Annotated in this window: 20 protein-coding genes; 4 read left to right on the top strand and 16 right to left on the bottom strand. The window is 57.5% G+C overall.

Annotated elements, in window-relative coordinates; translation table 11 throughout:
• Positions 1–50: 50 nt before the first annotated feature.
• The 4 genes from glmM to rlmE form a co-directional block, all read right to left on the bottom strand.
• The gene (glmM, locus tag HK44_RS22085) at positions 51–1,388 is read right to left on the bottom strand and encodes a phosphoglucosamine mutase (RefSeq protein WP_019691789.1); all 1,338 of its coding nucleotides are present in this window, start codon (positions 1,386–1,388) and stop codon (positions 51–53) included.
• Between the two features lie 16 nt (positions 1,389–1,404).
• Positions 1,405–2,256 (bottom strand): dihydropteroate synthase, encoded by an 852-nt coding sequence (gene folP, locus HK44_RS22090; RefSeq protein WP_019691788.1) that lies wholly within the window; start codon positions 2,254–2,256, stop codon positions 1,405–1,407.
• A gap of 8 nt (positions 2,257–2,264) precedes the next feature.
• Entirely contained in the window at positions 2,265–4,166 is a 1,902-nt protein-coding gene (ftsH, locus tag HK44_RS22095; RefSeq protein ID WP_019691787.1) for an ATP-dependent zinc metalloprotease FtsH, read from the bottom strand.
• Between the two features lie 190 nt (positions 4,167–4,356).
• Positions 4,357–5,007: a 23S rRNA (uridine(2552)-2'-O)-methyltransferase RlmE gene (rlmE, locus tag HK44_RS22100; protein ID WP_019691786.1), complete on the bottom strand. Its 651-nt coding sequence runs from the start codon at positions 5,005–5,007 to the stop codon at positions 4,357–4,359.
• Between the two features lie 106 nt (positions 5,008–5,113).
• On the opposite strand from rlmE, the gene HK44_RS22105 reads away from it, so the two are divergent.
• A complete protein-coding gene (locus HK44_RS22105) occupies positions 5,114–5,422 on the top strand; it encodes a YhbY family RNA-binding protein (RefSeq protein WP_019691785.1) in 309 nt (102 codons plus the stop codon).
• Between the two features lie 9 nt (positions 5,423–5,431).
• Here HK44_RS22105 and HK44_RS22110 read toward each other — a convergent pair whose 3' ends face one another.
• From HK44_RS22110 to grpE, 8 genes are all read right to left on the bottom strand, one after another.
• The gene (locus HK44_RS22110; protein WP_019691784.1) at positions 5,432–5,836 is read right to left on the bottom strand and encodes a hypothetical protein; all 405 of its coding nucleotides are present in this window, start codon (positions 5,834–5,836) and stop codon (positions 5,432–5,434) included.
• Positions 5,837–5,864: 28 nt separating this feature from the next.
• Positions 5,865–6,341 (bottom strand): transcription elongation factor GreA, encoded by a 477-nt coding sequence (gene greA / locus HK44_RS22115; protein ID WP_024265127.1) that lies wholly within the window; start codon positions 6,339–6,341, stop codon positions 5,865–5,867.
• A 2-nt stretch (positions 6,342–6,343) separates the two neighbouring features.
• Positions 6,344–9,565 (bottom strand): carbamoyl-phosphate synthase large subunit, encoded by a 3,222-nt coding sequence (gene carB / locus HK44_RS22120; protein WP_019691782.1) that lies wholly within the window; start codon positions 9,563–9,565, stop codon positions 6,344–6,346.
• 139 nt (positions 9,566–9,704) lie between these two features.
• On the bottom strand, positions 9,705–10,841 hold the full coding sequence (gene carA / locus HK44_RS22125) for a glutamine-hydrolyzing carbamoyl-phosphate synthase small subunit (RefSeq protein WP_019691781.1): 1,137 nt from the start codon (positions 10,839–10,841) through the stop codon (positions 9,705–9,707).
• A 258-nt stretch (positions 10,842–11,099) separates the two neighbouring features.
• A complete protein-coding gene (gene dapB / locus HK44_RS22130) occupies positions 11,100–11,906 on the bottom strand; it encodes a 4-hydroxy-tetrahydrodipicolinate reductase (RefSeq protein WP_019691780.1) in 807 nt (268 codons plus the stop codon).
• Positions 11,907–11,916: 10 nt separating this feature from the next.
• Entirely contained in the window at positions 11,917–13,041 is a 1,125-nt protein-coding gene (dnaJ, locus tag HK44_RS22135) for a molecular chaperone DnaJ (protein ID WP_019691779.1), read from the bottom strand.
• A 297-nt stretch (positions 13,042–13,338) separates the two neighbouring features.
• Positions 13,339–15,255 carry a molecular chaperone DnaK gene (dnaK, locus tag HK44_RS22140; protein ID WP_019691778.1) on the bottom strand — a complete coding sequence of 639 codons (1,917 nt, stop codon included), beginning with the start codon at positions 15,253–15,255 and terminating at the stop codon, positions 13,339–13,341.
• A gap of 102 nt (positions 15,256–15,357) precedes the next feature.
• Positions 15,358–15,924, bottom strand: coding sequence for a nucleotide exchange factor GrpE (gene grpE / locus HK44_RS22145; protein WP_019691777.1), 567 nt, complete (start codon positions 15,922–15,924; stop codon positions 15,358–15,360).
• A 248-nt stretch (positions 15,925–16,172) separates the two neighbouring features.
• Here grpE and recN point away from each other — a divergent pair, with 248 nt between their 5' ends.
• A complete protein-coding gene (recN, locus tag HK44_RS22150) occupies positions 16,173–17,846 on the top strand; it encodes a DNA repair protein RecN (RefSeq protein ID WP_019691776.1) in 1,674 nt (557 codons plus the stop codon).
• 75 nt (positions 17,847–17,921) lie between these two features.
• Here the strand turns inward: recN and fur are convergent, their stop codons facing one another.
• Positions 17,922–18,326: a ferric iron uptake transcriptional regulator gene (fur, locus tag HK44_RS22155; RefSeq protein WP_019691775.1), complete on the bottom strand. Its 405-nt coding sequence runs from the start codon at positions 18,324–18,326 to the stop codon at positions 17,922–17,924.
• A 97-nt stretch (positions 18,327–18,423) separates the two neighbouring features.
• On the opposite strand from fur, the gene HK44_RS22160 reads away from it, so the two are divergent.
• Positions 18,424–18,951 carry an outer membrane protein assembly factor BamE gene (locus tag HK44_RS22160; protein WP_019691774.1) on the top strand — a complete coding sequence of 176 codons (528 nt, stop codon included), beginning with the start codon at positions 18,424–18,426 and terminating at the stop codon, positions 18,949–18,951.
• A 60-nt stretch (positions 18,952–19,011) separates the two neighbouring features.
• Here HK44_RS22160 and HK44_RS22165 read toward each other — a convergent pair whose 3' ends face one another.
• The 3 genes from HK44_RS22165 to HK44_RS22175 are packed head-to-tail and all read right to left on the bottom strand — an operon-like array spanning position 19,012 to position 21,167.
• Positions 19,012–19,329 carry an RnfH family protein gene (locus tag HK44_RS22165; RefSeq protein ID WP_019691773.1) on the bottom strand — a complete coding sequence of 106 codons (318 nt, stop codon included), beginning with the start codon at positions 19,327–19,329 and terminating at the stop codon, positions 19,012–19,014.
• A complete protein-coding gene (locus HK44_RS22170) occupies positions 19,322–19,756 on the bottom strand; it encodes a type II toxin-antitoxin system RatA family toxin (protein ID WP_019691772.1) in 435 nt (144 codons plus the stop codon). Before HK44_RS22170 ends, HK44_RS22165 begins: the two co-directional genes overlap by 8 nt.
• 7 nt (positions 19,757–19,763) lie before the next feature.
• Positions 19,764–21,167 carry a sodium-dependent transporter gene (locus HK44_RS22175; RefSeq protein ID WP_019691771.1) on the bottom strand — a complete coding sequence of 468 codons (1,404 nt, stop codon included), beginning with the start codon at positions 21,165–21,167 and terminating at the stop codon, positions 19,764–19,766.
• Between the two features lie 118 nt (positions 21,168–21,285).
• Between HK44_RS22175 and smpB the strand changes: the two genes are divergently transcribed.
• On the top strand, positions 21,286–21,768 hold the full coding sequence (gene smpB, locus HK44_RS22180) for an SsrA-binding protein SmpB (protein WP_019691770.1): 483 nt from the start codon (positions 21,286–21,288) through the stop codon (positions 21,766–21,768).
• The last annotated feature ends 146 nt before the right edge of the window (positions 21,769–21,914 follow it).

Genomic DNA, 21,914 nt, shown 5'->3' on the forward strand with positions numbered 1-21,914 from the left:
CAAAGTGGGCGCAGATGTTACCCAACCACATCATTACTGGCAAGCCGAAATCAGGCAGAAACTTCAGCAACCAGTTTTGCCAGCTCTTCGGCGTAACCGCGAACCAGTGTTTCGTCCTCGCCTTCGACCATGACCCGCACCAACGGCTCTGTGCCAGACTTGCGCAACAACACGCGACCACGCCCGGCCATGGCCTTGGTGACGCGCTCGCTGACTTCTTTGACAGTCGCATGCTCGACCGGGTTTTCACCGCCGCCGAAACGCACATTGATCAATACCTGAGGGCACTTGTGCAGTGCCTGACGCGATTGCGCAAGACCTTCGGAACGGCGTTTCAGAGACATCAACACCTGCAACGCAGCGATAATCGCGTCACCCGTGGTGGTATGACTGAAGCACACGACGTGACCGGAGTTTTCACCACCCACCAGCCAGTTACGCTCAAGCAGTTCGGCGATTACATAGCGGTCACCGACGTTGGCCCGCACAAAAGGAATCCCCAGATCCGCCAGGGCCAGTTCCAGCCCCAGGTTACTCATCAAGGTTCCAACAACACCGCCTTGCAATTTGCCACACTCATGCAGGTCGCGCGCGATGATGAACAACAACTCGTCGCCATCGACGATCGCGCCCGTGTGATCAACCATCAACACCCTGTCGCCATCACCATCGAAGGCAATGCCCAGATCTGCGCGCTCGGCCACTACGGCCGCCTGCAATTGCCCCATATGGGTCGAACCGCAATTGTGATTGATGTTCAGGCCATCAGGCTGCGCAGAAAGCACCGTCACCTGCGCGCCCAACTCACGAAAAACACTCGGGGCCACCTTATAGGTGGCACCGTGTGCGCAATCAATCACAATTTTCAGACCCGCGAAATTGGTGCCGGTCGGCACACTGCTTTTGCAGAACTCGATGTAACGACCGGAGGCATCATTGATTCGCGAGACCTTGCCGATCTTGCTCGACTCGACCACGGTCATCGGCATATCAAGCAATTCTTCGATCATCAATTCAACATCATCCGGCAGTTTCGTGCCTTGGCCGGAGAAGAACTTGATGCCGTTATCGTCATGCGGATTGTGCGAGGCACTGATTACAATACCGGCCTCAGCATTGAAGGTACGCGTCAAATAGGCGATAGCCGGAGTAGGCATCGGCCCCAGCAGCATGACGTCGGCCCCGGCAGAGGTTAGCCCGGCCTCAAGCGCCGATTCGAACATATAACCAGAGATTCGAGTGTCCTTGCCGACCAGAACCTTGCAAGTACCCTTACTGCGGAAGGCCATGCCCGCGGCCCAACCAAGCTTGAGCATGAATTCTGGGGTAATCGGATACTCGCCGACCCGACCGCGAATGCCGTCGGTGCCAAAATATTTCTTAGTCATAAGTGCTCCATCATTCTTATTCGGCTGATTCAACTGCAGTGATCATCCGTACCACATCGACTGTTTCGGCCACGTCATGCACGCGCAAGATGCGCGCACCCTTGGCAACAGCCAATGCCGCGAGAGCCAGACCGCCATGCAGCCGCTCTCCCACCGGACGATTCAATGCCTGCCCGATCATGCTCTTTCGCGAAACCCCGACCAACAGGGGCCGCCCCAAGGCATGCAGGGCTTCCATATGCTTGAACAGACTCAAATTGTGCTGCAAATTTTTTGCAAACCCGAAACCCGGATCAAGAATGATCCGTTCGTGCGCAATACCGACCGCAGCACATGACGCCATACGCTCGGCAAGAAACTCACCAACCTCTTTCGTCACGTCATCATAATGCGGGTTGTCCTGCATATCTCCCGGTTCACCGAGCATATGCATCAGGCACACCGGCAATCCGGTGGCTGCTGCCGCATCCAGCGCGCCGTCTCGACGTAGCGAACGCACGTCGTTGATCAGACCCGCTCCCAGGCGGGCAGTTTCACGCATGACCGCAGGTGTCGAGGTATCGACCGAAATAATCACATCCAGTTCGCGATGAATACGCTCGACGATCGGCGCCACGCGCTCTAGCTCCTCAAGCGGCGAGACCGCACGAGCGCCGGGCCGGGTCGACTCCCCCCCCACATCAATGAGGGTCGCACCGGCAGCCACCATCGCCTCAGCGTGCCGCAGAGCAGCTTCGAGCTGACTGAAGCGACCACCGTCGGAGAAGGAATCGGGAGTGACATTGAGGATGCCCATGACATGTGCATGAGCCAAATCAAGAACCCGGTTGCCGCAAGGCAACCGGGCTGAGGACTGTACTAGAGTCATTTCAAACCTTAGACGTCGGCAGCCGGGCCACCGATGGGAGTTTCCGGACGCTCTTCCTGTACGACGGGAGGAGTACCCGTACCACCCGACCAATCACGAGGCTCACGCGGCATGCGACCTGCCATGATGTCGTCGATCTGATCAGCATCAATGGTTTCGTACTTCATCAGCGCATCAGCCATGGCGTCGAGCTTGTCGCGGTTATCCGTCAGGATCTGCTTGGCCGTGCCGTAGCACTGGTCAATGATGCTGCGCACTTCAGAGTCGATCAGCTTGGCAGTCTCGCCCGAGAAGCTGGCGTGTTGACCACCACCACCGCGACCGAGGAATACTTCGCCCTCTTCTTCGGCATACATCAAAGGACCGAGTTTTTCCGACAGGCCCCACTTGGTGACCATGTTTCGCGCAATCTGGCTGGCACGCATGATGTCGTTCGACGCACCCGTGGTTACACCATCGAAGCCCAAGGTCATCTCTTCAGCAATACGCCCACCGTACAGCGAGCAGATCTGGCTGATCAACGCACGCTTGGACAGGCTATAGCGATCCTCTTCCGGCAGGAACATCGTCACACCCAACGCTCGGCCGCGCGGGATGATCGAGACCTTGTAGACCGGATCGTGCTCGGGAACCACACGACCAACGATCGCGTGACCCGCTTCGTGATAAGCGGTGTTCTGCTTCTCTTTCTCGGACATGACCATGGACTTGCGCTCAGCGCCCATCATGATCTTGTCTTTCGCCAGTTCGAACTCTTTCATCTCGACAATGCGCTTGCCGGTACGGGCAGCGAACAGCGAAGCCTCGTTCACCAGATTGGCCAGGTCCGCACCGGAGAAACCAGGCGTACCACGCGCAATAACCGCCGGAGCAACGTCATCACCCATCGGCACTTTGCGCATGTGGACTTTCAGGATTTGCTCACGACCACGAATATCCGGCAGCCCCACGACAACCTGACGGTCGAAACGACCTGGACGCAGCAGCGCAGGGTCAAGCACGTCAGGACGGTTGGTTGCGGCGATGACGATGATGCCGTCATTCATTTCGAAACCATCCATCTCTACCAGCAACTGGTTGAGAGTCTGTTCACGCTCGTCGTGACCACCGCCCATGCCAGCACCACGATGGCGACCGACAGCGTCGATTTCATCGATGAAAATGATGCACGGAGCGTGTTTTTTCGCCTGCTCGAACATGTCGCGAACTCGGCTGGCACCCACACCGACGAACATTTCGACAAAGTCGGAACCGGAGATGGTGAAAAACGGTACTTTGGCTTCACCGGCAATGGCTTTGGCCAACAGCGTTTTACCGGTACCCGGTGGACCTACCATCAGTACGCCGCGAGGAATACGACCACCCAGGCGCTGGAACTTGCCCGGATCTCGCAGGAACTCGACCAGTTCACCCACTTCTTCCTTCGCTTCGTCGCAACCGGCAACGTCAGCCAGGGTAGTTTTCACCTGATCTTCGGAGAGCAGGCGCGCCTTGCTCTTGCCGAAGCTCATCGGTCCGCCCTTGCCGCCGGCACCGCCCTGCATCTGCCGCATGAAGAACATGAAGACGGCGATGATTACCAGGATCGGGAAGCTGGCGACCAGGAGTTGAGTCCAGATGCTTTGCTGTTCTGGCTGCTTGCCTTCAACGACTACATGGTTATCCACCAGGTCGCCGATCAGACCGTTGTCCTGAATGGCCGGACGAATGGTCTTGAAGTTGTCGCCATCATTGCGCTTGCCAGTAATGACATAGCCGTCCACGGCTACGCGCTCGACCTTGCCATCCTTGACCTGCTGGATGAAGTCGGAATAGTTGAGGGTCTGTGGCTCGTTAGGGCTGGAGAAGTTGTTCATCACCGTCACGAGGACAGCTGCGATGATCAACCACAGGATCAGATTCTTTGCCATATCGTTCAATTAACTACCCTCTGAAGCAAGCTCCGCTACTGGCGCGCGCTTCGCATGATATTCACCGGCCTAACTTACTACATTACCTACGGCTCTGGCAGGCGCCGTCTGTAACCCTTTGTGAAACAATGACTACACAATATTCGTTATACCGGCTCTGTAAAGCGATACAAAAAAACCTATCGCCCCCTTAGAAACGCTCGACGCTCTCGGAACCTTCAACACCGCGGAAACCGCGTCCCAGCAAGTACTGCTCGCGAGACCTGTCACGCGAAGACAAAGGCTTGCGCATCTGTACCTTGTCAAACAGCTTGCGGATTTCCTTGTGGTATTCGTCGAAGCCTTCACCCTGGAAGACCTTGATCAAAAAATCACCACCGGGCCGTAAAACCCGACCGGCGAGATCCAGTGCCAACTCGCAGAGGAACATCGCCCGTGGCATATCTACAGCTGCCAATCCACTCATATTGGGGGCCATATCGGAAATCACAAGGTCTACCTGTGTATTTCCGACCGCCTCGAGGATCTGAGCCAGCACCGCATCTTCGGTAAAGTCGCCCTGAATGAACGTCACATCAGGGATGCTGTCCATTTCCAGGATGTCAGAGGCGATCAAACGACCCTGACCACCAATCAGACGACTGGTCACTTGCGACCAACCACCCGGTGCTGCACCGAGATCGATTACGGTCATGCCCGGACGGATCAGGCGATCCTTTTCCTGGATCTCCAGCAATTTGTAACTGGCACGCGAACGATACCCGTCTTTTTGCGCCATTTTGACGTACGGGTCGTTGAAATGCTCTTTCAGCCAGTTAAGGCTAGTCTTGGAACGGGCCACGGGCCACCTCAAAAAAATAAACGAGTCGCGATTAACTGGGCGGTCCCGGACTTGCTCGGGTAAACTGGCCGCCGCTTTTTACAAGATCAGACGCAGGGGTCAGATTATGCCGCTCACTCAAGAGCAGAAGAAACAGTACAAGTCCATTGGCCACCATCTGAAACCAGTTTTGACTGTGGCTGACAACGGCTTGACTGAAGGTGTTTTAGCCGAACTGGAACGCGCACTGGGCGATCACGAGCTGATCAAGATCAAGCTCAGCATCCTCGATCGCGAATCGCGCCTGGCAGCCATTGCAGAACTGTGCAAGGCCGGCAAAGCGGATCTGGTGCAAGTCATCGGCAAGATGGCGCTGATTTACCGCAAGAACTTCAGCGTCAACAAGCAGTTGTCGAACGTTCATCGCTTCAAGTGATGATACGGGTCAAGGGTGTGCTTCGCGCACCCTGCCACCCCATCCCGGCACCGGCTGCAAAACCAGCAGCAACCCGGAAAAACCCAGCACAAGATAGCTGAACAACAACCAGTGCTGTGCCTGCGGCCAGTCGATTCGCACGACGAAGTACATCGCACTCGCGTATAGCGCTATCAACAGCAGTTGCCCGCGAATATCGCGCCATAGACTGACAAGGCCCTTGGCCTGAACCAGCACCAAAACCTGAAAAACCACGCACGCCGCTGAAAACCCGACCAGCAGCGCACTCAGCATGCTTGAAATTTCTTCGACCAACAGCGGCGCCAGGCCAATACGACCCAGCACCGGCAGCAGACCGATGTGCAACAACCACAGGCCGCCAACCCACAACATCTGAGTCAGTTGCCAAAGCATGGCGCCCGCGCGAAGCAGGCGCTTGCCTTCAGATATGGCGGACTTCGACAATCTCGTACTCGATAACGCCGCTAGGCGTTTTGACGGCCACCACATCACCCTCTACCTTGGCAATCAAGGCACGAGCAAGTGGCGAACTGACGGAGATCTTGCCGAGTTTGAAGTCAGCCTCATCCTCGCCCACGATGTGGTAAGTGACACTTTCATCCGTTTCGACATTGGCGATTTCAACGGTGGTACCGAAAATCACTTTGCCGGTGTGAGGAATGCTCGTGACATCAATGATCACCGCATTCTGCATGCGGCCTTCGATGTCACGGATCCGCGCCTCGACCATACCCTGCTGCTCGCGAGCAGCGTGGTATTCAGCGTTTTCCTTCAAATCACCCAACTCGCGGGCCGTACCGATGTCCTGGCTGAGCTTTGGACGGACGACCTTGGTCAGGTGAGCGTGTTCTTCTTCCAGGGCCTTCGCGCCCTTAACGGTCATTGGGTACTTGGTTATGCTCATGCCTTCAATCCTGCGTGTAGATCCTGCAAGCGGCGCACAGTCTTCTCGGGACCGAACTTCAGCGCTTCACAGATAGCTTCGCCAGCAGCAATGGTGGTAGTGCAGTAAATCTTGTGCTGCAAGGCATTACGACGAATGGAGTACGAATCAGCGATCGACTGACGACCTTCGGTGGTGTTGATGATCAGCGTGACTTCGTCATTCTTGATCATGTCGACCACGTGCGGACGACCTTCGGTCACCTTGTTCACACGGCGCACTTTCAGGCCTGCTGCTTCAATCAGCTTGGCAGTACCGGCAGTGGCGACCACTTCGAAGCCCAAGTTGATCAGATCACGGGCTACACCTGCAACCAGTGGTTTGTCATCGTCACGCACGCTGATGAATGCAGTACCGCCGGTCGGCAGCACTTCGCTGGCGCCCATCTGGGCTTTGGCAAAGGCTTCGCCGAAGGTGTCGCCCACGCCCATCACCTCACCGGTGGACTTCATCTCCGGGCCAAGGATCGGGTCAACGCCAGGGAATTTGGCGAATGGGAACACCGCCTCTTTCACGCTGTAGAAGTTAGGAATGATTTCTTTGGTGAAACCTATTTCCTTCAGGGTTTTACCGGCCATCACGCGAGCCGCGATCATTGCCAGGGAAACACCGATGCACTTGGACACGAACGGCACGGTACGGGAAGCGCGCGGGTTGACTTCGATGACGTAGATGTCTTCGCCTTGCAGCGCCAACTGAACGTTCATCAGGCCGACCACGCCCAGTTCCAGGGCCATTTTCTTGACCTGCTCACGCATCTCGTCCTGGATATGTGCAGGCAGCGAGTACGGCGGCAGCGAGCACGCGGAGTCACCGGAGTGAACACCTGCCTGTTCGATGTGCTGCATGATCGCGCCGATTACCACGTCGGTGCCGTCGCAAACCGCATCCACGTCCATTTCGATGGCGCAGTTGAGGAAGTGGTCCAGCAGCACAGGACTGTCGTTGGACACTTGAACCGCTTCACGCAGGTAGCGCTTGAGCTCGTCTTCTTCGTAGACGATTTCCATCGCCCGGCCGCCCAATACGTAGGATGGACGCACTACCAGCGGGTAGCCGATCTTGCTGGCAGCGCGAATCGCTTCGTCTTCGCTGCGCACGGTGGCGTTCGGCGGCTGACGCAGGTTCAGACGCTCAACCATTTGCTGGAAGCGCTCACGGTCTTCAGCACGGTCGATGGCATCGGGGCTGGTGCCGATGATCGGTACGCCAGCAGCTTCCAGAGCACGCGCCAGTTTCAACGGGGTCTGGCCGCCGTATTGAACGATCACGCCTTTTGGCTTCTCGACGCGGACGATTTCCAGCACGTCTTCCAGGGTCACTGGCTCGAAGTACAGACGATCGGAGGTGTCGTAATCGGTGGAAACGGTTTCCGGGTTGCAGTTGACCATGATGGTCTCGTACCCGTCTTCGCGCAGCGCCAGTGCTGCGTGTACGCAGCAGTAGTCAAACTCGATGCCCTGGCCGATACGGTTAGGACCGCCCCCCAAAATCATGATCTTGTCGCGACCCGATGGCGCGGCTTCACACTCTTCCTCGTAGGTCGAGTAGAGGTAAGCGGTATCGGTGGCGAACTCGGCCGCGCAGGTGTCGACGCGCTTGTAGACCGGGAACACCTCCAGCTTGTGGCGGTGAGTCCGCAAGCTCTTCTCGGTGACCCCCAGCAACTTGGCCAGACGCTGATCGGAGAAGCCCTTACGCTTGAGACGGAACATCATGTCGCGGTCAATGCTGGACATGCCCAGGGTCTTGACCTTTTCTTCTTCCTTGATCAGGTCTTCGATCTGCACCAGGAACCAAGGATCGATCATGTTCATGCCGAAGATGTCTTCGACGCTCATGCCGGCACGGAAGGCGTCAGCCACGTACCAGATACGCTCGGCGCCCGGCACGGTCAGCTCGCGCTTGAGCACGCTCATGCTTTCCGGGTTGCTCAGGTCGAGTTTCTCGTCCAGACCGCAAACACCGACTTCCAGACCGCGCAGGGCTTTCTGCAGGGATTCCTGGAAGGTCCGGCCGATGGCCATGACTTCACCCACCGACTTCATTTGAGTGGTCAGGCGGGCGTCGGCTTTCGGGAATTTTTCAAAGGCGAAGCGCGGCAGCTTGGTCACGACGTAGTCGATGGACGGCTCGAAAGACGCTGGGGTTTTACCGCCAGTGATGTCGTTCGACAGTTCATCCAGGGTGTAACCCACAGCCAGCTTGGCCGCGACCTTGGCAATCGGGAAACCGGTTGCTTTCGAAGCCAGCGCCGAGGAACGGGATACCCGCGGGTTCATCTCGATGACCACCATGCGACCGGTGTTCGGGCAGATGCCGAACTGGACGTTGGAGCCGCCGGTTTCCACGCCGATCTCGCGCAGTACCGCCAGGGAGGCGTTACGCAGGATCTGGTATTCCTTGTCGGTCAGGGTCTGTGCCGGAGCCACGGTGATCGAGTCACCGGTGTGTACGCCCATCGGGTCGAAGTTTTCGATCGAGCAGACGATGATGCAGTTGTCCTTTTTATCGCGGACAACCTCCATTTCGTACTCTTTCCAGCCGATCAGCGATTCGTCGATCAGCAGCTCTTTGGTCGGCGACAAGTCCAGACCGCGGGCGCAGATTTCTTCGAACTCTTCACGGTTGTAAGCGATACCGCCGCCGGTGCCGCCCATGGTGAAGGACGGACGGATGATGCACGGGAAGCCGAGCTTCTCGAGGACCGCGTTGGCTTCTTCCATGCTGTGGGCGATGCCGGAACGCGGGCAAGCCAGGCCGATGGATTTCATCGCCTTGTCGAAACGCGAACGGTCTTCAGCCTTGTCGATGGTGTCGGCGTTGGCACCGATCATCTCTACGCCGAACTTCTCCAGAACGCCTTCGCGCTCCAGGTCCAGGGCACAGTTCAGAGCGGTCTGGCCGCCCATGGTCGGCAGCAGCGCGTCCGGACGTTCTTTCTCGATGATCTTGGCAACGGTCTGCCACTTGATCGGTTCGATGTAGGTGGCGTCGGCCATGGCCGGGTCGGTCATGATGGTGGCCGGGTTGGAGTTCACCAGGATGACGCGGTAACCCTCTTCGCGCAGGGCTTTGCAAGCCTGGGCGCCGGAGTAGTCGAATTCGCAAGCCTGGCCGATCACGATCGGGCCAGCGCCGAGAATCAGGATGCTTTTAATGTCTGTACGTTTTGGCATGGGTAGTCACTCAAATCCGCAGGTCCGACGGCAATCCCCGAGGAGAAGCCGTCTTGATCAATCTCTGAAGCCCTTCAGGGACCGCCGGGTTACCGGGGCCACCCTCAGGGGCTTCTCGCTACATGCTCAAGCCCGGCGATTAACGTCGCTTGGCCATCTCGTTGATGAAGCGATCGAACAGCGGCGCCACATCGTTCGGACCAGGACTGGCTTCAGGGTGACCCTGGAAGCTGAACGCGCTCTTGTCGGTACGCTCGATGCCTTGCAGGGTGCCGTCGAACAGCGATTTGTGGATCGCACGAACGTTGCCTGGCAGGGTCGCTTCGTCTACCGCAAAGCCGTGGTTCTGACTGGTAATCATCACGACACCGGAATCCAGATCCTGAACCGGGTGGTTGGCACCGTGGTGACCGTGACCCATTTTCAGGGTCTTGGCGCCAGAGGCCAGGGCCAGCAGTTGGTGGCCGAGGCAGATGCCGAACACCGGGATCTCGGTTTCAAGGATGTCCTTGATCGCCTGGATCGCGTAGTCGCATGGCTCAGGGTCACCCGGGCCGTTGGACAGGAACACACCGTCCGGCTTGAGTGCCAGCACTTCGCTGGCCGGGGTTTGCGCCGGCACCACAGTCACGCGACAGCCGCGCTCAACCAACATGCGCAGGATGTTCAGCTTGACGCCGTAGTCGTAAGCCACCACGTGATGCGGCAGCTCGCAGGCTTCGAGGGTCGCGTGGCTGTCGGTTTTAAGATCCCAGACAGTCGAGCGCCATTCGTACTGCTTCTTGGTGCTGACGACTTTTGCCAGATCCATGCCCTTCAGACCCGGGAAACCGCGCGCCGCTGCAATCGCAGCCTCGTCGGAAATGTTGTCGCCAGCCATGATGCAGCCGTTCTGCGCGCCCTTTTCACGCAGGATGCGTGTCAGGCGACGGGTGTCGATACCGGCGATTGCCACAACATTGTTGGCTTTCAGGTAGTCGGACAGGGACATCGTGTTACGCCAGTTGCTCGCAACCAGTGGCAGGTCACGAATCACCAGACCTGCAGACCAGACGCGGTCAGACTCGGCGTCTTCCGGCGTAGTGCCGGTGTTGCCGATGTGCGGGTAAGTCAGAGTAACGATCTGTTGGGCGTAGGAAGGATCGGTAAGGATTTCCTGATAGCCGGTCATGGCAGTGTTAAACACCACCTCACCAACGGTTTGACCGTCGGCTCCAATGGCTTCGCCGCGAAAAATGCTGCCATCAGCAAGGGCGAGTATGGCTGGCTTAGTCAAGAAGACCTCCCGTAAATAAAGCCTGAAAGGGCGATCGCAGGTTGTAAAAAAGCGGAGTGACGTATGGACACGTCACCCCGCTTCTTCACTGAATTATTCTGCGCGCTTTTAGTGGACACACTAAAGCTGTAGCTTACAGAAAAAGGCTTTTTTGGTCTACCGCCAATGAGCCTTAAAGGCCGGGGAATGCGACAGGACGTCGCTTGGCGGGATAAATCGGGCTCAAACGCTGCGTTTGAACCCGATTTCGGCTGCATCTTAACGCAGGTCGAGCACGTCTTGCATGTCGTAAAGACCCGGCTCACGACCATCCAGCCACAACGCGGCACGCACCGCCCCCTTGGCGAAGGTCATGCGACTGGAGGCTTTGTGGGTGATTTCCAGTCGCTCGCCCTCACAGGCGAACAGCACTGTATGATCGCCGACCACATCACCGCCGCGAACCGTGGCAAAGCCAATGGTTTCGCGCTCGCGCACACCGGTGTGGCCTTCGCGCCCATAGACCGCAACCTTCTGCAGATCACGATCCAGTGCACTGGCGATCACTTCGCCCATGCGCAAAGCCGTACCCGAAGGCGCATCGATCTTGTGCCGATGATGGGCTTCGATGATTTCGATATCAGCATCATCGCCCAGCACACGAGCCGCCATATCGAGCAACTTCAACGACAGGTTCACGCCAACACTGAAATTGGCTGCGAAGACAATTGGAATGTCCTTACCCGCCTCGGCCAGCAACTGCTTTTGCGCGGCATCCAGCCCCGTAGTGCCGATGACCATGGCCTTACCCACCTTGCGGCAGAACGCCAGGTTTTTCAGCATGACCTCCGGGAGCGTGAAGTCGATCAACACATCGAACTCAGCCGCCACCGCATCCAGGTTACCGGACAGTGGCACACCGATCCGCCCCAGCGAGGCCAGCTCACCGGCATCCACCCCGATCAGCGTGCTGCCGGGACGCACGATTGCCGCCGTCAGCCCGGCGAGTGGTGCGCGCTGCTGCACCGCTTCGATCAGGATCTTGCCCATGCGCCCGGCAGCGCCCATCACAGCTATACGTCGCATGCCCGACTCCTTACAGATCGCCGAAGAAGCGCTTCACGCCTTCGAACCAACCGGTGGTTTTCGGCGAATGGCTGTTGTCGTCTGCCAGAGAACTACGGAATTCTTCCAGCAATTCGCGCTGACGACGCCCGAGATTGACCGGCGTCTCGACTACCACACTGCACATCAAGTCACCTGCACCACCACCGCGAACCGGCGCAACGCCTTTGCCACGCACCCGGAACTGCTTGCCGGTTTGCGTACCCTCAGGAATCTTCAGCTTGACCCGACCATCGAGGGTCGGAATCTCCAGCTCACCACCCAGCGCCGCATCAACGAAGCTGATGGGCACTTCGCAGAACAGATGCTTGCCGTCACGCTGGAAAATCGCGTGCTCGCGCACGTTGATCACCACGTACAGGTCGCCAGTCGGCCCGCCTTGAGTACCCGCCTCGCCTTCGCCAGACAGACGAATACGGTCGCCGGTATCAACGCCAGCGGGCACTTTCACCGACAGGGTCTTGTACTCTTCGACACGGCCTTCGCCATTGCAGGAGTTGCACGGGTCGGAAATGATCCTGCCCTGACCATGGCAACGCGGGCAGGTTTGCTGCACCGAGAAGAAGCCTTGCTGCATGCGCACCTGACCGATACCACCGCAGGTCGGGCACGTGACCGGCGCAGAACCCTTCTTGGCACCCGAACCGTCGCACGGTTTGCAGTTGACCAGTGTCGGAACACGGATATTCACGGTCGTACCGCGCACCGCCTCTTCCAGATTCAGCTCCAGGGTGTAACGCAGATCGCTACCGCGCTGAGCACCGCCACGGGAACCGCCGCGACCACCACCGAAGAAGTCGCTGAACACATCACCGAAGATATCGGAGAAGTTCTGACCACCAAAACCAGCGCCGCCGCCCCCCATGCTTGGGTCGACACCGGCATGACCGTACTGATCGTACGCCGCGCGCTTGCTGGAATCGGACAGTACTTCGTAGGCCTCGTTGGCCTCCTTGAATTTTTCTTCCGACGCCTTGTCGTCAGGATTACGGTCCGGGTGGTGCTTCATCGCCAAGCGACGGTAGGCCTTTTTGAGGTCTGCTTCGCTCGTGCCACGCTCAACACCCAACACTTCGTAATAGTCACGCTTTGCCATAAGTCTTTGCACTCTTAAGGACGTTCGGCAAACCCCTCCTGAGCTTCGCCAAACTCGTTGAGCCCCAATACAGGCCCGGACCCAACTCACGTCAATTCAACGATCCTGGTCTTTGATTCGATGCGATACCTGTGGATCGGAAAGCAGGAGCATCCCCGTCCGCACCGCCAGCACACGAACGCTGTCGCATGCTGTAAAAATTCGTCTACTCCAGACACGCCAACGCGGGAGCAAGCTCCCGCGCGGCGACATCCTACCAGCCACCGCACAAAGGCAGTCAACCGGCCGACCAACAACTTACTTGTGTTCTTTGACTTCTTCGAACTCAGCGTCGACAACGTCGTCAGCCTTTTCAGCTTTTTCAGCGTGCGGTGCAGCACCTTCAGCTGGCTGGGCCTGTTCGGCGTACATCTTCTGCGCCACTGGAGCGGAGACTTTCGACAGCTCTTCAACCTTGGCTTCAATGGCAGCCTTGTCGTCGCCTTTGATGGCGGCTTCCAGGGCAACCACGGCCGCTTCGATTGCAGTCTTCTCTTCAGCAGTCACTTTTTCGCCAGCGTCTGCGACCATTTTGCGCGTCGAGTGAACCAGCGCGTCGCCCTGGTTGCGGGCAGTGGCCAGCTCTTCGAACTTGCGATCTTCGTCGGCGTTGGTTTCAGCATCGCGAATCATCTGCTGAATCTCTTCCTCGGACAGACCGGAGTTGGCCTTGATCACGATCGACTGAGTCTTGCCGGTGGCCTTGTCTTTGGCGCCTACGTGCAGGATGCCGTTGGCGTCGATGTCGAAGGTCACTTCAATTTGTGGCACGCCACGCGGTGCTGGCGGGATCTCGGCCAGGTCGAACTTGCCCAGGGACTTGTTCTGGGCAGCTTGTTTACGCTCGCCTTGCAGCACGTGAATGGTCACTGCGCCCTGGTTGTCATCGGCAGTCGAGAACACTTGCGATTTCTTGGTAGGAATCGTGGTGTTTTTCTCGATCAGCGCAGTCATCACGCCGCCCATGGTTTCGATACCCAGAGTCAGCGGGCTGACGTCGAGCAGCAGAACGTCTTTCACGTCACCAGCCAATACTGCGCCCTGGATAGCAGCACCCATGGCAACCGCTTCGTCCGGGTTCACGTCTTTACGGGCTTCTTTACCGAAGAAATCGGTAACAGCCTTCTGAACCAGAGGCATACGGGTCTGACCGCCGACCAGGATCACGTCGTTGATCGCGCCAACGTCGATACCCGAGTCTTTCAGGGCAATGCGGCAAGGTTCGATGGTGCGTTGAACCAGGTCTTCAACCAGCGCTTCCAGCTTGGCGCGGGAGATTTTCACGTTCAAGTGCTTAGGACCGGTCGCGTCTGCAGTGATGTACGGCAGGTTAACATCAGTCTGCAGGCTCGAGGACAGCTCGATCTTGGCTTTTTCAGCGGCTTCTTTCAGGCGCTGCATGGCCAGCGGGTCACCTTTGAGGTTCATGCCGCTTTCTTTCTTGAATTCGTCAACGAGGTAGTCGATCAGACGAATGTCGAAGTCTTCACCGCCCAGGAAGGTGTCACCGTTGGTGGCCAACACTTCGAACTGGTGCTCGCCATCGACCTCGGCGATTTCGATGACGGAAACGTCGAAAGTACCGCCACCCAGGTCATAAACGATCACGGTGTGATCGCCCTTGGCCTTGTCCATACCGTAAGCCAGAGCGGCCGCGGTAGGTTCGTTGATGATACGTTTTACGTCCAGACCCGCAATACGGCCGGCGTCTTTGGTCGCCTGACGCTGACTGTCGTTGAAGTACGCAGGAACGGTGATGACCGCTTCAGTTACAGTCTCGCCGAGGTAGTCTTCGGCGGTTTTCTTCATTTTTTTCAGGATTTCAGCCGAGATCTGTGGCGGCGACATTTTCTGGCCGTTCACTTCAACCCATGCGTCGCCATTGTCTGCCTTGGCGATTTTGTAAGGGACCATCTTGATGTCTTTCTGTACGACTTCTTCGTCGAACTTACGACCGATCAGACGCTTCACCGCATACAGAGTGTTGTGCGGATTGGTCACAGCCTGACGCTTGGCAGACTGCCCCACCAGGATCTCGCCATCGTTGGCATAAGCGATGATCGACGGCGTCGTGCGCGCGCCTTCAGCGTTTTCGATAACTTTGGCTACGCCGTTTTCCAGCACGGAGACGCAGGAGTTGGTAGTCCCCAGGTCGATACCGATAATTTTGCCCATGTTCACTCTCCCGAAACTTTGGATTTGGTTGCCGCAGCAGTGGTGGCTAACCGCGGTAGCACTTAAACGCTTGACTTCTAAATGGGGGCCTTACGGCGGATTTCAAGCTTGCTCGTCAATCGAAGGCGAAACCGGCGCCGGAGCCTTGCTGACCACGACCATGGCCGGGCGCAGCAAACGACCGTTGAGCATGTAGCCCTTCTGGAACACCTTGAGCACGCTGTTGGGCTCAACGTCGGCACTTTCCTGCATGGCCATCGCCTGGTGGTGTGCCGCGTTGAACGGCTCACCTACAGGATCGATCGTCTCCAACTGATAACGCTTCAGGGTGTCCTGGAACATTTTCAGGGTCAGCTGGATACCTTCACGCATAGGGCGAATGCTTTCGTCGTCCGGGTTGGACAGCTCAAGGCCACGCTCCAGGCTGTCGATGATCGGCAGCAGGTCGTTGGCGAACTTTTCCAACGCGAATTTGTGAGCTTTTTCTACATCCTGCTCGGCGCGACGACGGACGTTCTGCAGATCGGCAGCAACACGCAAAGACTGATCCTGCGCCCCAGCCAGTTGCTCTTCGAGCACTTGTACACGAGCCACCAGGTCTTCACCCGATGTTTCGGGAGCCTGATCGGCGTCTAGATTTTGCGTATCCAGCGTCTGTTCGTCAGCCATAGATTTCTCCTTTCAAAATCGTGCGCGAACTCGACTCGCGCTTCTGCCCCGGTATATGGGGTCGCAAATTCCAGGTTCAAGGGCTGCCGGAGCGCTGAGCGCTATTACCCTTACAAAACGACTGATTTAACATTCCAGCGGTTTTAAAAAAAACCATTTGCCAAGCGAATCGAGCTAACCAAGGGCATTGTCAGGCAGAAACAAAACACTGTATAAATAACCAGACTTAAAGCCTGGGAGCGGCCTCTATGCTGGTGCACCTGTCCGTACATAACTACGCCATCGTTGAACATCTCGATCTGGAACTCGATCGCGGGATGAGCGTGATCACAGGGGAAACCGGCGCCGGCAAGTCGATCATGCTCGACGCCCTGGGCCTGACCCTTGGCGATCGCGCCGACAGCGGCGTGGTTCGCCCAGGCGCCGAGAAGGCCGACATCCTGGCCACTTTCGATCTCGCCGATATCCCGGAAGCCGGTGCCTGGCTGGCCGAGCGCGACCTCGATACCGACGGCCCGTGCATCCTGCGCAGGGTGATTACCGCCGAAGGTCGCTCGCGCGGCTACATCAATGGCAGCCCCTGCCCGCTTGGCGATCTTAAAGCCCTTGGCGAACTGCTGATCGATATCCACAGCCAACATGAACACCAATCGTTACTGAAAACCGACACGCACCGTCGACTGCTCGACGAATACGCCGGCGCCACGGACCTCGCCCGCCAGGTGCAACTGGCCGCCCAGCGTTGGCGCCAGACCCGCCAGGAGCTGGAGCGCCTCTCCAACTCGGGCGACGAGCAGCGTGCTCGCCACCAATTGCTCAGCTACCAACTGGAAGAACTGGAAAACCTCGGCCTCGGCGAGAGTGAGCTGGAGCAACTGGAGCAGGAACACAAAAACCTGACCAACGCCGAAACCTTGCTCGGCATTTGCCGACAAGTGGTCGAGCAGTGCAGCGAAAGCGATTCCGGCAATGTACTGAACGCCCTGACAGCCAGCCTCAACCGCCTGTCGAGCGTGAACAATTCGGTCGGCGCCCTGGGCGAAGCGACCAATCTGCTGACCAGTGCACAGATTCAGGTGGAAGAAGCCGTTGGTGAACTGAACCGCTTTCTCGACCATTTCGATGCCGATCCGGCACGCCTCCAGCAACTCGAAGAACGCCTGGATTCGATCTACACCCTGGCGCGCAAACACCGGATCCAGCCCACCGAAGTCGCAGAGCTTCAGCAAAGGCTGCTGGACGAAATCGAAACGCTGAATGCCAACGACGAATCCATCGAACGACTGAGCGAAGAGTTGGGTGCATTCGCCCGGCACTACCAGGAAAAAGCCCGGGAGCTGAGTGATCTGCGTCATCAGGCTTCCACCAGCCTGGCCAATGCCGTCGAACAGGAAATTCAGCGCCTGGGCATGCCCGGCGGCCGCTTCACCATTGAGCTACGCCCCAACGCCAGCACCGAACTGCTGCCCAACGGCCTCGAACAGGTGGAACTGCTGGTCAGCGCCAATCCTGGGCAACCGCTCAAGGCACTGGCAAAAGTCGCATCGGGTGGTGAGCTGTCACGAATCAGCCTGGCCATCCAGGTGATCACCGCACAAACCTCGCGAGTGCCAACACTGGTGTTCGACGAAGTGGACGTCGGCATTGGCGGCCCGACCGCTGAAATTGTCGGCCAGCTCTTGCGCCGCCTCGGGGAGCGCGGACAGGTGCTGACCGTCACTCACTTGCCGCAAGTAGCTTCCCAGGGCCATCAGCATCTATTTGTCCACAAGGTGCGCGGTCACGATGCCACGCACACCGCCGTGTCCAAGCTGAGTAAAAACGAGCGTATTGAAGAAGTGGCGCGAATGCTGGGAGGGATCGACCTGACCAAGGAATCCCTGGCCCATGCAAAGAAAATGGTCGTGACGGCAAAAATTTAAAGTCACCAGACAGCACGAAGGCGACCCTTGGGTCGCCTTCGTTCGTATCGCGGACCAGAAATCCGCGCGACATGCCTACTTTTTCTTGCGTACGTACAGCACCAGGTTGTGATCCACCAACTCGAAGCCGTGCTTCTCGACAATTGCCTTCTGAAGCTTTTCGATTTCTTCCTCGAAGAACTCGATCACTTCACCGTTCTCCACGTTAACCATATGGTCGTGGTGACCGCCGTCAGCCAACTCGAAGACCGCGTGGCCGCCGTCGAAATTGTGACGGACCACAAGACCAGCCGCTTCGAATTGGGTCAGTACACGGTAAACCGTGGCCAGACCGACATCCTCGCCAGCTTCCATCAGCGCCTTGTAAACATCTTCAGCACTCATGTGACGTTGCTCGGCGGAATCGAGCATTTGCAGAATTTTGACCCGTGGCAGGGTCACTTTGAGGCCGGCTTTGCGTAGTTCGCTATTTTCAACCATGGTCAGCTTTCTCGCGATGCTGCTTCGCAGCTTCTCTTAATGCGGGTATGATCGGCGTTTACGTTGTCCCAGCCAAGATAGTGGAAGTCGCCCACCGATGCAAAACACCAAGCTCTTGCTAACCAGTTTCACCTTTGTGGGACTGCTCGCACTCGCCGGTTGTTCATTCCCCGGGGTTTACAAAATCGACATCCAGCAGGGCAATGTCGTCACGCAGGACATGATAGACCAGTTACGCCCGGGAATGACCCGTCGGCAAGTACGGTTTATCATGGGCAACCCACTGCTGACCGACACGTTCCATGCCGATCGCTGGGATTACTTGTATAGCCTGCAGCCAGGCGGCGGTGAACGCCAACAGGAACGCATCAGCGTTATCTTCAACCCTAACGACCAGCTTGTCAGCCTGTCGGGCGATTTCATGCCTGGTGTGAGCCGTGACGAAGCGATTCTCGGCAAGAACAGCGGCACCACCGTAACCGCCCCGACTGAAAACGCCGAGAAGCCGAAGCCAGAGAAACCGGTAAAACCGGGTTCGCTGCTGGACCAGATCCAGAAGGACGTCGACAAGGTCGAAACCGTTCCAGTCCCGACACCAACACCGTTGGACACCGCGCCGCAATAAATTGCGACACCACAAAAAGCCCGGCATGCCGGGCTTTTTGTTGGCTGTCATTTGGGAAGTTTACTGATCCCGGGCCTTGGCCTGCGCCGCAGCCTTGGCCGCACGTAACCGACGAACCTCTTTTGGATCCGCCAGCAACGCTCGATAAATCTCAATGCGGTCACCCGCCTGAACCTGACGGCTCTTGGCATCGGCAATCACCTTGCCGAAAATCCCTACCGGGCACGTCGCCAGGTCCAATTCAGGGAACTGCTCGGCGATACCTGATTCAGCCAGTGCTGCAGGTAAAGTTGTGCCCACGGGCACTGCTATCTTGAGCAACACCTGGCGGTCGACGGCGGCATACACCACCTCGACGTCAATCATCGACTCAACCATGCAACTGCTTGGCGCGCTGACAGAACGCGTCCACCAGCGTGTTCGCCGCCTGATTGAACAACGGCCCCAGGGTCGCCCGAACAATCGGCCCGGCATAATCGAACGACAGGTCCAGGCTGATCTTGCAGGCTTTCTCGCCCAACGGCTTGAACACCCAAACACCATGCAACTGATTGAACGGCCCCTCTTCGAGATGCATCTCGATCGAAGACCCGACTACCAATGTATTGCGCGTCACGAAGTGCTGGCTTAACCCGCCCTTGGCCACACCTACGCTCGCACGCATGTGCACGGCAGAGCTTTCCAGCACTTCAGCCTCGGAACACCAGGGCAAAAATTCCGGATAGCGCGCCACGTCATTAACCAGGTCATACAGCGCTTGCGCCGGATACGGCAACAGGGCCGAACGTTGAATATGTGTCGTCATGTCAGCGTCACTTCCACAGCTGGGCGGCAAACACTACAAGAATGCCAATTGGCGCCACATAGCGCATCAAGAACAATGTCAGAGCAAACAACGCCGGGCTGCGCATCGACAGTTCGTCGCGCACCGCTTCACGGCCCATCACCCAACCTGCAAACACTACAAAGCACAAACCACCTAGCGGCAACATGATCCGCGAGGTGAAGAAATCGATCACGCCAAAGAAGTCCAGACCGCTTTGCGCCCCCCACTGGTAGAGGTGAAACGCACCGCCATCATTCACGAAAAACTTGGCCTGTTTCCCTATATTGAAGGAAAACACCGTTCCCAGGCCAACAAACCAGCAACTGAACGCCAGCCAGAACGTCACCCAGCCACGACGGATGTTGGTCCGCTCAACCAGGTAGGCCACCATCGGTTCCAGCAAGGAAATCGCTGAACTCCAGGCCGCAATTGCCACCAGCACGAAGAACACCACCCCCATCAACTGGCCGAATGCAACGTTACCAAAAGCAAATGGCAGGCTGACGAACATCAATCCAGGCCCTTCGCTTGGGTTCAAACCCGCCGCAAACACAATCGGAAACAACGCCAAGCCGGCCAGCAGCGAAACAAAGGTATCCAGTAACGCAACGCCGACGATGGTCCCGGAAATCGACGAATGCTTAGGCATATAAGCACCGTAGATCATGATTGAACCCACACCGACGCTCAGGGAAAAAAACGCATGCCCCATGGCCGGCAGCAAGCCGTCCAGCAACTTGTCCGGGTTGAAGTCGAACATGAAATGCACGCCTTCCATGAAGTGCCCGGTGGTCAGGCTGTAGCCCAACAGAATCACCAGCATCACGAACAGCAACGGCATCATGATCCGCAGACTGCGCTCGAGCCCCGCGACTACGCCTTTGGCGATAACGAACGCCGAAAGCAACATGAAGAGAGTGTGCCACAGCGTCAGACGCCAAGGGTCGGCGATCACCCCATCAAAATGGGCGCCGACCTGATCGGCCGTAACGCCCTGGAAGTCACCACGCCCCATGTCGATGATGTAATCCAGCGACCAACCGCCTACCACACTATAAAAAGACAGAATCAGCAGTGCCGTGATCATCCCGGCAAACGCGCCCCAGGACCATTTCGCCGAATGCCCAGCTTCAAGCGCAAGCACCTTCAAGGCATTTGCCGGACTTTGCCGGGCACGACGACCGATCAGGGTTTCGGCCAACATCACCGGCACGCCAATCAGCGCAATACACGCCAGAAACACCAACACAAACGCGCCGCCGCCATAGACGCCGACCATATAGGGAAATTTCCAGATACTACCCAACCCCACGGCTGAACCGGTCGCAGCGAGTATGAAAACCCAACGGCTAGCCCAACTACCGTGGACTGAAACCTTGTCTGACGACATCCCGAACACGCCCAACCGATCAAAAAAGAGGGCGCATTGTCCGGGATTCACTCAATGCGCTCAAGCACGCAGGTTCACCGTAGCCGACTCGCGCGCAACTCCCTATAATGCCGCCCCTATGGCTAAACAGAAGAAACACCCCGAAGGGACCATCGCGCAGAATAAAAAGGCGCGACACGATTACTTCATCGAACACCGGTTCGAGGCTGGCATGGTCCTGGCCGGCTGGGAAGTAAAGAGTCTGCGTGCAGGCAAGGCACAACTGGTCGACAGTTATGTGCTGCTCAAGGATGGCGAGGCGTGGCTGCTCGGCAGTCATATCACTCCGCTGACCACCGCCAGCACCCACGTCATCGCCGACCCGACGCGCACGCGCAAGCTGCTGCTCAACCAGCGCGAGCTGGAGAAGCTGTTTGCCGCCGTGCAACAGAAGGGTTACGCCTGCGTCTGCCTGTCGTTGTACTGGAGCAAGCACTTGATCAAGTGCGAGATCGCTCTGGGCAAGGGCAAGAAGGAATACGACAAGCGTGATACCGAGCGCGAGCGCGATGCCGGTCGCGAGCTGCAGCGTGCAGTGCGTAACAAGGGCAAGGAAGATTAATTTTCCTGCTGCTTGAAACTGCTATCGCGAGCTCGCTCCCACACGATCTATAGATGCCGACATTTATGTGGCAGACCTGGAACCTGTGGGAGCGAGCTTGCTCGCGAAGACAATCGCACAAGCGATAAAGATTTAACTGACAAAAC

The organism is Pseudomonas fluorescens HK44 (genome assembly GCF_000217955.3).
Taxonomy (GTDB): Bacteria; Pseudomonadota; Gammaproteobacteria; order Pseudomonadales; family Pseudomonadaceae; genus Aquipseudomonas; species Aquipseudomonas fluorescens_AQ.